Source organism: Sporosarcina ureilytica, assembly GCF_001753205.1.
GTDB classification, from domain to species: domain Bacteria; phylum Bacillota; class Bacilli; order Bacillales_A; family Planococcaceae; genus Sporosarcina; species Sporosarcina ureilytica.
The window spans coordinates 3,284,450-3,297,447 of record NZ_CP017560.1; the positions used below are offsets into that span (position 1 = coordinate 3,284,450).

At 40.9% G+C, this 12,998-nt stretch carries 16 protein-coding genes; 7 read left to right on the forward strand and 9 right to left on the reverse strand.

The features are described 5' to 3' along the window. Nucleotides 1-103 precede the first annotated feature (103 nt). Nucleotides 104-2,158: a transglycosylase domain-containing protein gene (locus BI350_RS15840; protein WP_075529038.1), complete on the forward strand. Its 2,055-nt coding sequence runs from the start codon at nt 104-106 to the stop codon at nt 2,156-2,158. Between the two features lie 328 nt (nt 2,159-2,486). Here the strand turns inward: BI350_RS15840 and BI350_RS15850 are convergent, their stop codons facing one another. Then, nucleotides 2,487-3,002 carry a YwhD family protein gene (locus BI350_RS15850; protein ID WP_075529040.1) on the reverse strand — a complete coding sequence of 172 codons (516 nt, stop codon included), beginning with the start codon at nt 3,000-3,002 and terminating at the stop codon, nt 2,487-2,489. Between the two features lie 66 nt (nt 3,003-3,068). Here BI350_RS15850 and BI350_RS15855 point away from each other — a divergent pair, with 66 nt between their 5' ends. Further along, nucleotides 3,069-3,263, forward strand: a complete 195-nt coding sequence (locus BI350_RS15855) for a 2-hydroxymuconate tautomerase (protein ID WP_075529041.1) — start codon at nt 3,069-3,071, stop codon at nt 3,261-3,263. A gap of 64 nt (nt 3,264-3,327) precedes the next feature. Here the strand turns inward: BI350_RS15855 and BI350_RS15860 are convergent, their stop codons facing one another. Together BI350_RS15860 and BI350_RS15865 are read right to left on the reverse strand one after the other, a co-directional pair. Beyond that, entirely contained in the window at nt 3,328-3,834 is a 507-nt protein-coding gene (locus tag BI350_RS15860; protein WP_075529042.1) for a YwgA family protein, read from the reverse strand. A 14-nt stretch (nt 3,835-3,848) separates the two neighbouring features. Then, complete coding sequence (locus BI350_RS15865) at nt 3,849-5,147, reverse strand: HD domain-containing protein (RefSeq protein ID WP_075529043.1); 1,299 nt, start codon at nt 5,145-5,147, stop codon at nt 3,849-3,851. 177 nt (nt 5,148-5,324) lie between these two features. Between BI350_RS15865 and BI350_RS15870 the strand changes: the two genes are divergently transcribed. Beyond that, nucleotides 5,325-5,954 (forward strand): RsfA family transcriptional regulator, encoded by a 630-nt coding sequence (locus BI350_RS15870; protein ID WP_075529044.1) that lies wholly within the window; start codon nt 5,325-5,327, stop codon nt 5,952-5,954. Between the two features lie 111 nt (nt 5,955-6,065). Here the strand turns inward: BI350_RS15870 and lipL are convergent, their stop codons facing one another. Both lipL and pta read right to left on the reverse strand, forming a co-directional pair. Next, the gene (lipL, locus tag BI350_RS15875; protein ID WP_075529045.1) at nt 6,066-6,908 is read right to left on the reverse strand and encodes an octanoyl-[GcvH]:protein N-octanoyltransferase; all 843 of its coding nucleotides are present in this window, start codon (nt 6,906-6,908) and stop codon (nt 6,066-6,068) included. A 17-nt stretch (nt 6,909-6,925) separates the two neighbouring features. Next, nucleotides 6,926-7,894 carry a phosphate acetyltransferase gene (gene pta / locus BI350_RS15880; RefSeq protein ID WP_075529046.1) on the reverse strand — a complete coding sequence of 323 codons (969 nt, stop codon included), beginning with the start codon at nt 7,892-7,894 and terminating at the stop codon, nt 6,926-6,928. 177 nt (nt 7,895-8,071) lie between these two features. On the opposite strand from pta, the gene hemQ reads away from it, so the two are divergent. From hemQ to BI350_RS15895, 3 genes are all read left to right on the forward strand, one after another. Continuing rightward, nucleotides 8,072-8,821, forward strand: a complete 750-nt coding sequence (hemQ, locus tag BI350_RS15885; RefSeq protein WP_075529047.1) for a hydrogen peroxide-dependent heme synthase — start codon at nt 8,072-8,074, stop codon at nt 8,819-8,821. Nucleotides 8,822-9,139: 318 nt separating this feature from the next. Then, nucleotides 9,140-9,559 (forward strand): cell wall hydrolase, encoded by a 420-nt coding sequence (locus BI350_RS15890; protein WP_075529048.1) that lies wholly within the window; start codon nt 9,140-9,142, stop codon nt 9,557-9,559. A gap of 81 nt (nt 9,560-9,640) precedes the next feature. Continuing rightward, complete coding sequence (locus BI350_RS15895) at nt 9,641-10,027, forward strand: spore coat protein GerQ (protein WP_075529049.1); 387 nt, start codon at nt 9,641-9,643, stop codon at nt 10,025-10,027. A 141-nt stretch (nt 10,028-10,168) separates the two neighbouring features. Here BI350_RS15895 and BI350_RS15900 read toward each other — a convergent pair whose 3' ends face one another. The 4 genes from BI350_RS15900 to BI350_RS15915 form a co-directional block, all read right to left on the reverse strand. Continuing rightward, entirely contained in the window at nt 10,169-10,543 is a 375-nt protein-coding gene (locus tag BI350_RS15900; protein ID WP_075529050.1) for a DUF423 domain-containing protein, read from the reverse strand. Between the two features lie 39 nt (nt 10,544-10,582). Continuing rightward, nucleotides 10,583-10,852 (reverse strand): YwdI family protein, encoded by a 270-nt coding sequence (locus BI350_RS15905; RefSeq protein ID WP_075529051.1) that lies wholly within the window; start codon nt 10,850-10,852, stop codon nt 10,583-10,585. Between the two features lie 217 nt (nt 10,853-11,069). Continuing rightward, on the reverse strand, nt 11,070-11,756 hold the full coding sequence (locus tag BI350_RS15910) for a uracil-DNA glycosylase (protein ID WP_075529052.1): 687 nt from the start codon (nt 11,754-11,756) through the stop codon (nt 11,070-11,072). A 6-nt stretch (nt 11,757-11,762) separates the two neighbouring features. Continuing rightward, nucleotides 11,763-12,524: a DUF4230 domain-containing protein gene (locus tag BI350_RS15915; protein WP_075529053.1), complete on the reverse strand. Its 762-nt coding sequence runs from the start codon at nt 12,522-12,524 to the stop codon at nt 11,763-11,765. A 113-nt stretch (nt 12,525-12,637) separates the two neighbouring features. Between BI350_RS15915 and BI350_RS15920 the strand changes: the two genes are divergently transcribed. Next, nucleotides 12,638-12,904, forward strand: a complete 267-nt coding sequence (locus BI350_RS15920) for a hypothetical protein (protein ID WP_075529054.1) — start codon at nt 12,638-12,640, stop codon at nt 12,902-12,904. Nucleotides 12,905-12,998 lie beyond the last annotated feature (94 nt).

The window sequence follows — 12,998 nt, forward strand, 5'->3', positions numbered from 1 at the left end:
CCAATATCCATTATCATTTCGAATAAATCTTTCAAAAAAGGTCGTTTAATCTAGTTGATTGCGTTACATACTGTGAATATTAAGATGGACAGGACGGGATCTTATGCAGCGGACAGTTTATGTAAAAAAGAAAAAAAGACGGCTTTTTTTTCGTCGTATCACTTTATTAACCGTTACTGCACTTACCGCAATGATTACCATTTATGGCGGACTTTTACTCTACGCACAAATTACAGGGGCTCCTTCCCTTAGCGTCCCAAAAGCGTCTGTCTTTCTAGACCAGGACGGAAAAGTTATCGGGGATCATTTCTCAGCAGAACGGCGGTATTGGGTGGAGTTGGATGAAATTTCACCTTTTCTAATCGATGCCGTTGTTGCGACTGAAGATAGAAACTTCTATAGACACCATGGTTTTGATTATAAGCGAATTGCAGGTGCGTTGTTAAAAGATATTAAGAACCGAAGTAAAGTGGAAGGTGCAAGTACGATTACCCAGCAGTATGCGCGAAACCTTCATTTAACACACGCTAAAACTTGGAAACGTAAAATAAATGAGGCTTTAATCGCTTTTCGCTTGGAAAGATTTTACGATAAAGAGGTCATTTTAGAAGGCTATTTAAACACAGTTTATTTCGGACACGGCATGTATGGCGTGGAAGCGGCAAGTAATTTTTATTTCGGGAAACCCGCAAAAGAGTTGAGTTTAGAAGAATCCGCAGTTATTACAGCGATTGCAAAAGGTCCAACGATTTATTCGCCTATCGATTATCCTGAAAATTCAACGCGTCGAAAAGAACTCATCATTTCTTTGATGGAGGCACAAGGCGTGATTTCAACTGAACAAGCAACGCGCGCGAAGGAGACGGATATTGTTTTAAAAGCGGATGAATGGAGAAACAAGAAAAAAATTGCCCCTTATTTTCTTGATGAAGTTTGGCGTGAAGCAGAAAAAGTGCTTGCCACAAAAGGCCGATACCCTGCGGAAGGAGGCTGGACAATCCGCACAACTTTAAATACGCATCACCAACAAATTGCGGAAGCGGTCATTGAGAAATGGATGCCGGATAACGGCCTTCAAGTCGGATTTACATCAGTAGACCCAGCAACCGGCGGCATTACATCGCTTGTTGGCGGGGTTGATTACACAGAGAGTCCTTTTAATCGCGCTACGCAAGCAAAACGTCAGCCCGGATCAGTCATCAAGCCCGTACTATACGCCGCAGCACTTGAGAATGGATTTAACCCATTAACTTTTTTAATGCCAGAAAAAACAATCTTCACATATGACGAGGGGCGTGAAACTTATGCACCCACAAACGTTAATGGCAAGTTTGCTGAACAGCCTATCTCTCTTGCCCAAGCATTAGCCATTTCGGACAATATTTACGCTGTAAAAACACTGGAAGATATTGGTTATAAACACTTCCAAAGCATGGCCGAACGTCTAGGGATTAACGTCACCTTCCCTGCTTCTCCAGCCACCGCACTTGGTACAACAGAGGTCACATTAACGGAAATAACAAACGCCTATAATCGTGTTGCTGCTGGCGGCGTTGATATTACACCTAATACAATCATTTCAATCACGGATGCTGAAGGAAAAACCATTTACGAGCGTCCAAAACAAAAAAAGAAACAAATCATGTCCGAACAGGATGCTTTCGTTCTTACGCATCTCATGACAGGCATGTTCGATCCAGTATTCAATGATTACTCTGCGGCAACAGGGCTTTCTATGCGCCAAAAGCAAACGAGACCGTATGCAGCAAAATCAGGCACAACCATTTCCGACCAATATTTAATCGGCTTCACACCGTCTCTAACAGCCGGAGTTTGGAACGGCTTTGACGTTGGCAAACAACTCGAAACAATTGAGGACAAAGCGGCTACGAAAAAAATATGGATTGAGTTTATGGAAGAAGTTCACAGTGGAAAGACGCCTGAACCATTCATTCCACCAAAAGGTGTCAGCAGTGTGATTGTCGACGTTGAAACGGGCGGCCTTGCTGTTGCAGAATGCGAACGCCAACGCCTTATCTATGTCAAAGAGAAAGATGTCCCACAAAAATTATGCACAGACAAATCACTTCAGCAAATGAAGTCTTCAAACAAGGAGGACAAAGGATTTAATTTATTCCCATTTTCGTTTTTTGATTGAATTTGAGTTTGTGTGTGAGGAATCCGTAGTGGCGGGGGGAGGAATTCAACGAATAATGTGCGGAACTCACGCTCTCCCCTTCTCCAATAATGTTTTCCCCAAAAATTTAAAAGCCTCTTTCCCTTATAAAACGGAAAGAGGCTTTTTACCATTTTGGCAAAGTCAACGAGCATAGTTATCGTGCTTGGGTTAGATTGATAACCATGCCCTGTCAACTTTACTCACGATGGTAGTCCTAGCTTTACATTTGTAAGCTATACTATATAGTGTACTTCGTTTGTGGTGGACATTCAACTTAACCGACATAAACGTTCAGCAAATTGTGAACTTAAACTGTCAGTGCTTCGTGTAATTCAGCTGAACTGCGATCCCAAAGTTCTTTATTATGGCCTTCTAGAAATTCAGCAAGTACCCTTTTTGATGGTTCGTCCATTTCATCAACGATAATACGCCCTTTCATAGAACGGTCCATTTTATTCATATGCTCTACAAAATTTTTGTATCCGCGGCGAATCGAGCGGTCAATCACCATTTCACAAGCAGTCACGCCGGCATAATACGGTCCTTCTTCTTTATATTCAATTGTTACCCAGATTAACCAATATTTTTTTCCATTTGCAGATTCCTCACGTGTCGGTAGAAATTTAATCCCACGCTCAATCGGGCTTCTTGCATGCATGGCACCGATTTCTATCGTAGCGACTTCCTCTTCTACATCAATGATGACGGGCGTCACGTTTTCCAAAGACAATGACCCGATACCAAAACCTTTATGGCCATCAGTCGGATCGTTTTTAATAATGGTGAATCCCATTTTAGGTTGCTTGTTTTGCTCATTCCCCATTTAGTTACCCCTCCAACTTTGATAATATCATTAGTATACTGGATATTGAGGAGGTGGGGAAAGAAAATGCCATACGTCACTGTGAAAATGTTTGAAGGACGAACGGATGAACAGAAAAAAGCACTTTGCGAGAGAGTAACAGCAGCAGTTGTTGAAACGACTGGGGCACCCGCTGAAAACGTCGTTGTTTTTATTGAAGAAATGAAAAAAAGCGACTATGCCGTCGCTGGAAAACGACTGATTGATCAGGAAGAGAACTAACCCGTTTAGTCATACAAAAAACTTGGTCTCAATCGACATCTGTTTTGTCAATCGAGACCAAGTTTTAATTTGCCGCAAGTCCTTCAAGGTGATGAATAAAATCAAATGCGGTATTCATCTCTACATCAGAAAACTTTAATTTATTTTTCACGATGTGCACTTTTTCAATTTGCTCTTGTTTCGAAAGATGGTCAAAGTATAATAGCGTTGAGACGAGCTCTAGAAAACGTGATGTTTTACTTTGCATTTCTTGAATAAACACTTCTAATGTATTCGATTCTTGCTTTGTCGTTTCAAGAAAGCTTACACCTTCCTCCGAAACTCTGTATTTGTATTGTACATAAGAACCTTTATCCATACATTCTTCATTCAAAAATCCCATCTCACATAGTTCTTCAACGCGCAATGTTAATTCCTCCGAATAAGGCCCATACATATGTAATTGGAACTTCTCTGCAAATGGAAATTGCATCTTCTTTGCAATAAAAATCATTTTTTGTAACTTTTTCCGCCCAGTTACTTCTTCTGCTAGCGAAATAAACTGAACAATTTTTGCATGTTCTTGCAGCAAAATGTCCACCCTTTCTAATTTTTCAACATCTGTAAAATCTGTCTATACACAGGATTCTTTTCTTTACCTTCTTCTAGTAAATCCGCTGGAAAATAAAGTTTATGGTCAGTCCGTCTCTTGCCAGATACCGCATCAACAATATCGGATGACCGGGAAAGCTCCCTTAATTCACTGTTAGGCATTTTTAAAAAGATAGGCAACCGTTCATTTTCCTCCCCTGGTCTATAAAAGTCATACGGTAAGTCCGACGACGAATCAACGACTAGGTAATACTCCGGATCTATGCCAGCTTCTTTAAATAACTTTTCAAGCTCATGTAGCTTTCTATACTCAGCGGCTGGGTTAAATTCAACGTATTGAAATAGTTTTCGATTTAAAAACCGATAACTTAAATCTCTTAAAATCCAATCGGACTCTTTTGTCCACATTTGGAAATACGTTGTGATCACACCTTCGTCTAGTGCAATATAATCTTCTAAATCAATGTCTTTATTAAAAAACGTCAGAAAATGAACAGGTTCTTGTCCAAATGTATAACCTGCTTCAAATAAATGCTTGGCCCGATGTAGAATTTTCGTTAATATAACTTCTGCGCTACGGGAAACTGGATGAAAATAAACTTGCCAGTACATTTGATAGCGACTCATAATGTAATCTTCCACCGCATGCATACCACTAGATTTTACAACCGCCTGGTCTTCTGCTGGGCGCATGACTCGTAAAATACGCTCCATATCAAAATGGCCATAAGAAACACCCGTATAATAAGCATCACGCTGTAAATAATCCATCCGATCTGCGTCTATTTGGCTCGAAATCAGGCTAACGACTAGTTTATCAGGATACGTTTTCCCAATGACATCTGCAACTTTCTGAGGGAATTTTTCCGAAACGCGTTGCAGCACTTGATTCACTTCGGTGTTTCCGAGAAGAATTTTCTGCGTAAACAGTTCGTGGTCTAGATTGAATACATTTTCGAATGCATGTGAGTAAGGGCCATGGCCTAGATCGTGAAGCAATGCTGCGCAAAGCGTGACAAGTCTCTCTTCCTCATCCCATTCAGGCCTTCCGCTGAAACCATCGTCAATAATTCTCCGCACGATTTCATATACACCGAGCGAGTGTTGAAAACGACTATGCTCAGCACCGTGGAAAACGAGATACGTAGTGCCCAGTTGCTTAATGCGTCGCAGCCTTTGAAATTCACGTGTGCCAATAATATCCCAAATCACTCTATCTCGTACATGGATATAGCGGTGTACGGGATCTTTAAAAACTTTTTCTTCTTTTAGCTTTTCATTTTTATAGCCCATTTCACACCTCCGTAAACTGCTTCTATCTATTGTACTCAAAAAATGTGTATCTCGAAAGCCACAGCGCTAAGAAATTCTAGAAAAAGAGTAAACAATGAGTTTAACGAATGAATAAAATAATGATTGACTGTACACACTGTCAATAGAAAGAGATTATCATGGCTAGGAGGCAAGACAATGGTGAAAATTAGGCAGGATGCTTGGTTGGAAGAAAACGATATTTTATTAGCAGAGACAGTGCTCAGGCACGTTCGTGAAGGTAGTACCCAATTAAGTGCGTTTGAAGAAGTTGGCGATGCACTCAATCGTACAGCGGCCGCTTGTGGATTTAGATGGAACGCCGTTGTTCGCAGAGAATATGAAGAAGAACTAGAAGAAGCAAAAAAGGAACGTAAACAGGCGATGCGTATGCTTGGGAATGATTTTAAAAGACGCGGACAACAACTGTATACGCCTACACAAGGAAGTCACGAAGAAAACAAGATTGCAATTCCTTTGTCGGCATTATCCTTAGATACTGTTATCGCTTATCTCGTTCGACTCCATCATAGCGGAGGTGGCGACGTTGAATCGCTTCGCTGGCGACAAACAGCAAAAGCAGCTACCGAAACGATCGAAAAACTAGAAAAAGAAATTGCTAATTTAAAAGAAGAGAATGCTACACTACGCTCCGATTACGAACAATTTGTCCAAATTATGAATCGTGCTCGTCGTCTCGTCACATTAGACGATGATGTTCGCAGCGCACCAACATTTACAATGGAGCAAAATGGAAACTTAGTCGCAAAAGAACCGCCGATTCACTAAGTATCGGCGGTTTTTTCTTATTTTAATCTTTTTGATGATTTAGCTTTGATGACGTCTAGTAAATAAATGCGCGCCTCGGGTCATAAGCCAATCAGGTCTAAACGGCACCTTTTACTTTTGAGACAACATTTTCTTGTTGCGTTCGAAAACCCGATGTAAGTAAAATGAGTACAGTTCCATTTCATCAGGTTGGAAGCTACTAAATTTTACGCCGTCCGCAAATTTATTTAATAATTTTTGCGTGCGGATGACGACGTCGCTTACTGTTAATGAAATGCCTAACAATTCCTCTAAAGAAGCCATTACTTCAGGGCGGATATTTGGATACTCAAACTTTGTCGTTTCTCCCTGTAATCCTATCTCATATAAATCTCGAATTAATGTTGCCCGATCTGCGCCGCTTCCCTCGACACAAAGATACACTTGCACGGCGATTCCATGACGAAGTCTTCGCTGTGAAATGCCTGCAAATTTTCGGCCGTCAATACTTAAATCATAAGATCCTGGACAATAAGAGCCAACAATTTCATAAGCTTTGATGCGCTCCCCGGCCTCTGGAAATAAAAGTCGAACAAATGCTAACATCACCTCATACCCCGTTGGTATGTCAATTGCCGTATCTTTTTCGGAAAGTATAATAGATATGTTTAAAATGCCTCGGTCAAGTACAACTGCTAATCCACCAGAATTTCTAACAATAGATTGGTAGCCTATTTCTTCCAACCGACGCACGGCTTCCGAAATATACGGTAGCCGATGATCTTGAATGCCGAGAACGATTGTCTCATCATGGACCCAAGTACGTACAATAGGCGCGCTCATTTGTTGGCCAACAAGATGACAAAGCGCGTCATCTGCAGCAAAAGATTCGAGTGCCGAGCGACTGCGCGCACTCATAGATTCGTCTACAAATCGCCATTCGGGGATTCGTAAAAATGATTCATATGCTGACATAAACATTATCTCCTGTTTTATAAACTTTGAGCAGCAGTCATTAAACTTAATTTGTACACATCGTCTGCTGAACAGCCGCGTGACAAGTCATTTACAGGCATGTTCAACCCCTGTAAGATTGGCCCGATTGCTTCGTATCCACCGAGGCGCTCTGTTAATTTATAGCCAATGTTTCCTGCTTCAAGCGATGGAAACACAAATACGTTGGCATCTCCTTGAATTTCTGATTCAGGTGCTTTCGTTTTCGCAACCTCAGGAACATAAGCTGCGTCGAATTGAAACTCGCCGTCAAGTGTCAACTCTGGCGCTAACTCTTTTGCGATTTTCACTGCGTCTGCCACTTTTGTTGTTTCTTCTGTCACTGCTGAACCTTTTGTGGAAAACGATAACATTGCAACACGAGGATCAATGCCAAAAGATCGAGCTGTTTTTGCACTTTCAACCGCAATTTCAGCAAGTTCTTGGGATGTTGGTGCTACCGTGATTGCACAATCAGCAAATACAAGTTTTTCTTCACCTTTCATCATAATAAACGCACCACTTGTCTTTGATACGCCAGGTTTCGTACGAATAATTTGCAATGCAGGGCGAACCGTATCTGCTGTTGAATGAATCGCACCACTGACCAAACCATCTGCACGCCCTGTGTAGACAAGCATCGTACCAAAGTAATTCACATTTTTTAGAAGTTCCTGTGCTTGCTCAACCGTATTTCTTCCAGCACGACGCTCCACAAAATGATTAACAAGCTCATCAAAGTATGTAACCTTCAAAGGATCAATTATTTCGATATCTTTTAAATCAACAGATGCCTCGACTGCAGCATTTCTAACTTCCTCTTCACTTCCAAGAAGAATTGGTTTTACAATTCCCTCTTCTGCTAGACGAACCGCAGCTTGTAGAACTCTTGCATCCGTTCCTTCTGGCAATACAATTGTTTTATCGTGTCCTTGTAAATTTGCTTTCACTTTATTGAATAAATCCATCCTAAATCCCTGCCTTCCGGTTATTCCATACTTCTAGCATACACCAATCCGACGGCCGTTAAAAGAAACACACTTCATGTCAAATTAGTGACAACGACGCGTCTTAAAGGTCTTTATTTTCGGAATATGCTACACTGTTTCGTGATGAAATAAATCATAAAAAGGAGCGTCTTACAAATGAATGAAGCAGCTATCACATTAGATGGTTGGTATGCGTTGCATGACCTTCGTACAATGGATTGGACATCTTGGAAAATGATTTCCAAAGAAGAACGTCAAACAATTATCGAGGAGTTCCATCAATACCTCGATAAACTAGAACAAGCCCATGATGAAAAAATCGGTAGCCATGCCTTTTATACAGTCGTTGGACAAAAAGCTGATTTTATGATTATGATTTTACGTCCGACAATGGATGAGTTACAGGAACTTGAAACAGAGTTTAATAAACTTGCGATTGCAGATTTCACAATACCTGCCTACTCATACGTTTCTGTTGTGGAATTATCGAACTACTTAGCTGGCGAGTCTGATGAAGACCCGTACCAAAACCCGTACATTCGCGGACGCTTATACCCAGAACTGCCACGTAGTCAATACATTTGTTTCTATCCAATGGATAAAAAACGTGACGGCGAGGACAACTGGTACTTGCTTAATATGGAGAAACGTAAAAAGTTAATGTATGACCACGGGATGATCGGACGCAGTTATGCAGGTAAAATCCGCCAAATCATAACGGGATCCGTTGGGTTCGACGATTACGAATGGGGCGTTACATTATTTTCAGACGACGTACTTCAATTCAAGAAAATTATTTATGAAATGCGTTTTGACGAAGTAAGTGCCCGCTATGCTGAATTTGGCTCATTCTTTGTTGGTACACGATTAGATAACGAACGCGTCGCAAAGTTTTTAGAAGTTTAATTTAAAAAAACATACGCTAATAAGCAGGTAGAGGAAATGCTTCCTCTGCCTGTTTTTCTATTTTCTAACGTATTTTGGAGACTGTTGAGCTACCCAGCCTTTGAACTACGGCCACCAGCATTCTTCAACTTTTTGTATACGTTTTTAACACATCACTTCTAAATTATCATTTTTATGCATACATTGGCATGAAGTCTGAAATGATATTGAAGATTCACAACTGAAGCCCTCCTCTTCCTTATGTCTAGCAAAATCACTGTTCATTTCAGACATTTTTTATTAAGATTGCGCATACATTCCTCTTGAGGAGGTTTTTCTTTGGCAGTGATTGCGTACAATCAGGCAGAAATCGAACTGCTTGCTCGATTAATGCGTGCTGAAGCGGAGGGGGATGGCCAACTAGGCATGCTCATGGTTGGCAATGTAGGGGTCAATCGGGTGCTTGGGGATTGTCTAGACTTTAAAGACATCCGTTCATTGGAACAAATGGTATTTCAACGACCGGGGGGATTTGAAGCAACGACGAAAGGTTATTTTTATCAACGAGCACGACCAGAAGATATCCTCCTTGCCAGACGTGTTGTGGCTGGAGAACGTTTCTCTCCTGCCAATCGTGCATTATGGTTTTTCATGCCTACGGGTGCCTGCCCTGCCCAGTGGTTCGGTCAGTGGAATACAGGCCGTTATAAATCACATTGTTTTTTCTCACCTCTCGTGAGTGTATGTCCAACGGTTTAATAGTTCTTCTAGTGCCTTCTCCGTCTTTATGAAGCGAATGGCATAATAAAAAACGTATTTGATTAGTGAAAGGATGACGACATGGTCCAATATTACTGGAATCCAAATTTCCAACAACCGAATTTTTTTAATCAAAATCCACAACAAATGGTGCCACCGCCTGTCACAATACCAACCGGTAGGCCAACTGGATTGCCACAAGGTGAACAATCTTATATTGAAAACATTTTACGACTAAATATCGGAAAGCCAGGTACTTTTCATTTCTCTTTCGCACACACACTTGAACAGACGTTGAACGTAAGAAATGTTGACGGTGTAGTGAAGGCAGCCGGGCGGGATCACGTCATCATTACAGAGACGTCTAGTGGGCACGATTTCCTTTTCCCGATGATTTACTTTGATTACGCTGAATTCTATGAAGAGATGGAGTATTTCCCACAAACAATTGGAGAAAGAGAAATTTAAGTAGCCTTTTACAAACTAAAAGTACCCCTAATCGTTAACAATAGGGGTACTTTTAAGCATGCATGGTATTGTAATTTCCGTTGTGAGGCTCTTTTCCGCTATCATGAGCAAATCAAAACAAAAATGCTCTCCCCGTACATTTCATCCTTTTACCGCAGCAATGATTAACAAAATCCAACCGGCAATAAATAACACCCCGCCAATTGGGGTAATGGCACCAAGCACGCCAACTCCTGACAGACTTAACGCATATAAACTTCCCGAAAAGATGATGATGCCCGCAAGCAGTAAATAACCTGCCCAATTCAGTTGCGGACTTGCTCCCCAAATCGAACTACTCGCTAAAATCCCAATCGCTAATAAGCCAAGCGCATGAAACATTTGATATTGTACGGCCGTTTCCCAAATCGCCAAATATCTCTCCGACAGTTTGTCCTTTAATCCGTGCGCACCGAATGCACCGAGCATAACAGCAATGGCTGCATTGACCGCGCCAGCAACAATAAAAAATGGCATCATAAAACCTACTTTCATTTAATTGCTTTTATTTTTCCACTAAAAATCGAACAGCGAACTTCCATTTGCACCGTCTTCTTCAAGCGGCGCGGCCTCAAGCGAACTTAACGATTGCACTGGCTGAGCTTGTGGCGTTGCAATTTGTTTTGTGACCATTTTATCATGATTTTCGTTATTTCCGCCAAGTGCCACTTCAGTTAATGAACGAATCGCAGCAAGTGCTTCACGCATATCACTCGGATTATCAGCATGTTTTGCATTCGTTATTTGACGTTCCATCTCCTCAAACACTCGATTATAGGAAATCATCTTTTTACATTCCCTTTCTTTCGCCTAAATTTTAAACAGTTCATTCCAGACGACCTTTTTACAACATTCGATGGCAATTCTCGCGTTTTAAAACCATACGCTTTACAACCGCGAGGATTTTGACGATCCCATGTGACGAAAAAGGATTCACATTGAAAACAATTGACCATCTTCTAACACCTCGTTTTCTCACACTTTATCTCAACTTGTTCAAGAATTACAGAACGTCACTTGTTTGACACCAATTAATTGGCTGTTCACCCCAAGCTGTTAACAGTTGATTTGTTTTTGAATACGGTTGACTCCCAAAAAATCCCCGATGTGCACTTAAAGGACTCGGATGAACTGACTCCACAACGGCATGTTTAGATAGGTCGATTAATTTCTTCTTCTCTTGGGCCGGTCTCCCCCATAAAATAAAAACAACTGGCTTTTCCCTTGCTGACAACTGTCGAATCACTGCGTCCGTAAACTGTTCCCACCCTTGTCTCCGGTGAGAATGCGCCTCCCCTTTACGAACAGTCAAAACCGTATTTAACATTAGCACACCTTGTTTTGCCCAACCAGTTAACGTCCCCATCGTTGGCGCTTCGCAATTCATATCAGACGCCAATTCTTTAAACATATTGCGTAAACTTGGTGGAATTCGAACGTCTGCATTAACGGAAAAACTTAATCCATGCGCTTGTCCCGGACCATGGTATGGATCTTGTCCGAGTATGACAACTTTCACTTGATTAAAAGGTGTTAATTTAAAAGCAGTCCATATGTCATCTCTCGGCGGAAACACAGATTCTTCCGCATACTCTTCCTTCAAAAACTGTCTTAACTTTCGATAATAAGGCTGTTCAAATTCAGCTTGAAGTAACATGTCCCAATCATTTTTAAATATATTCCTTTGCACGCTGTATCACTCCTTAAATTGGATTGTCACATCGTACCCCGCCAAAGAAAACATTTCCTTTAGTGTCTTTTCAGCATTCCGCTCAGCCATTTTAAGCACACCTTGTCCAGTCGTTTCTTCTATAATTAACCGTTTTGCTTCCTCAGCAAGTTCATATGCTTCTTTAATATTGGCCTTTTCTCTAAATAAACCTTCATAAGAAAAAACCTCAACTTCATCAAAATAAATCTCTGCCCCACCTAAAAACTTAGCTGGTGGCAATGTCAACGTTGCCGTTTTCTCTTTTTCATCAATCACAATATCCTTTTTGCTCAACTGACCTAAATGAACACCCGCTTTAACTGAGCCAGGAATGACGACGAGCAATTGACGCTTCGTCCCGGGCAAATTCAGCCCGATACTTTGACCGAATACCGCATTATCTTGTCTTTCAATAATCACTTTTGTATAAGCTTCGGCAGTCGCCAGTTCATTTAAATTTTGAACCCTTTCTAGAAAAGCCCCTTTTTCTTCCATAAACGTACTACCATTTTTTATAAAATAAAACGTCGCAATTGGCAACGCAATGACCAATAGTAAAACTAATGCAGCAGTGAAGAGATATGACTTTTTCCATAGTGGTAAGAACAGCTTGCCTACACGCCAAAAATTCGAAGGACGTTTCGAACGTTCCCTAGTTTCTTCCACCGTGACAGCCGCTTCATCTTCGCCTGCTTTCAACTCTTTCAATAAACGTTCAATTTCGTCAATTTTCTCTTTATCTCGCATAATTCGACCTCCCTTATAGAAACAATAACTCTTTCCTATTCCTACAGTATAGCAAATTGATAGTTCCAACAACATTAAAGACATGGTAAGATTGAGTTTAGGAGGCTCGTCCAATGTCGAATATGCAAATGCGTGAAAAACTACGAAACATAGCAACCGCCGCGAAAAATGGCGAACAAATCCCTGAACACTCCAAAAGGTTCGGGATGTTCATTTTCTATCTATTTGCCACCATTGGTGTTCTTGCAATTATCGTCTTTGCGATAGTCTTATTCATCCACGATCATCCAATCGGTGCCCTTATGACAATTGCGATTGCACTGGCCATCATATATATTTTGTACAAAATTAAATCTGCGGATGAAATCTCTATCGATTGAATTCACCTACTATTCCATCTATACAGAACATGATTTTCTAACTTATGATATCTTAGAAGTAGGTCGTATGATAAATCGAAAACAAATTACACAA

What these genes read in the sequence shown, in the direction of transcription:
- BI350_RS15840 (WP_075529038.1), top strand. Translation starts at nt 104, where the DNA reads ATGCAGCGGACAGTTTATGTAAAAAAGAAAAAAAGACGGCTTTTTTTT.
- BI350_RS15850 (WP_075529040.1), bottom strand. Translation starts at nt 3,002, where the DNA reads ATGGGGAATGAGCAAAACAAGCAACCTAAAATGGGATTCACCATTATT.
- BI350_RS15855 (WP_075529041.1), top strand. Translation starts at nt 3,069, where the DNA reads ATGCCATACGTCACTGTGAAAATGTTTGAAGGACGAACGGATGAACAG.
- BI350_RS15865 (WP_075529043.1), bottom strand. Translation starts at nt 5,147, where the DNA reads ATGGGCTATAAAAATGAAAAGCTAAAAGAAGAAAAAGTTTTTAAAGAT.
- BI350_RS15870 (WP_075529044.1), top strand. Translation starts at nt 5,325, where the DNA reads ATGGTGAAAATTAGGCAGGATGCTTGGTTGGAAGAAAACGATATTTTA.
- lipL (WP_075529045.1), bottom strand. Translation starts at nt 6,908, where the DNA reads ATGTCAGCATATGAATCATTTTTACGAATCCCCGAATGGCGATTTGTA.
- pta (WP_075529046.1), bottom strand. Translation starts at nt 7,894, where the DNA reads ATGGATTTATTCAATAAAGTGAAAGCAAATTTACAAGGACACGATAAA.
- hemQ (WP_075529047.1), top strand. Translation starts at nt 8,072, where the DNA reads ATGAATGAAGCAGCTATCACATTAGATGGTTGGTATGCGTTGCATGAC.
- BI350_RS15895 (WP_075529049.1), top strand. Translation starts at nt 9,641, where the DNA reads ATGGTCCAATATTACTGGAATCCAAATTTCCAACAACCGAATTTTTTT.
- BI350_RS15900 (WP_075529050.1), bottom strand. Translation starts at nt 10,543, where the DNA reads ATGCCATTTTTTATTGTTGCTGGCGCGGTCAATGCAGCCATTGCTGTT.
- BI350_RS15905 (WP_075529051.1), bottom strand. Translation starts at nt 10,852, where the DNA reads ATGATTTCCTATAATCGAGTGTTTGAGGAGATGGAACGTCAAATAACG.
- BI350_RS15915 (WP_075529053.1), bottom strand. Translation starts at nt 12,524, where the DNA reads ATGCGAGATAAAGAGAAAATTGACGAAATTGAACGTTTATTGAAAGAG.
- BI350_RS15920 (WP_075529054.1), top strand. Translation starts at nt 12,638, where the DNA reads ATGTCGAATATGCAAATGCGTGAAAAACTACGAAACATAGCAACCGCC.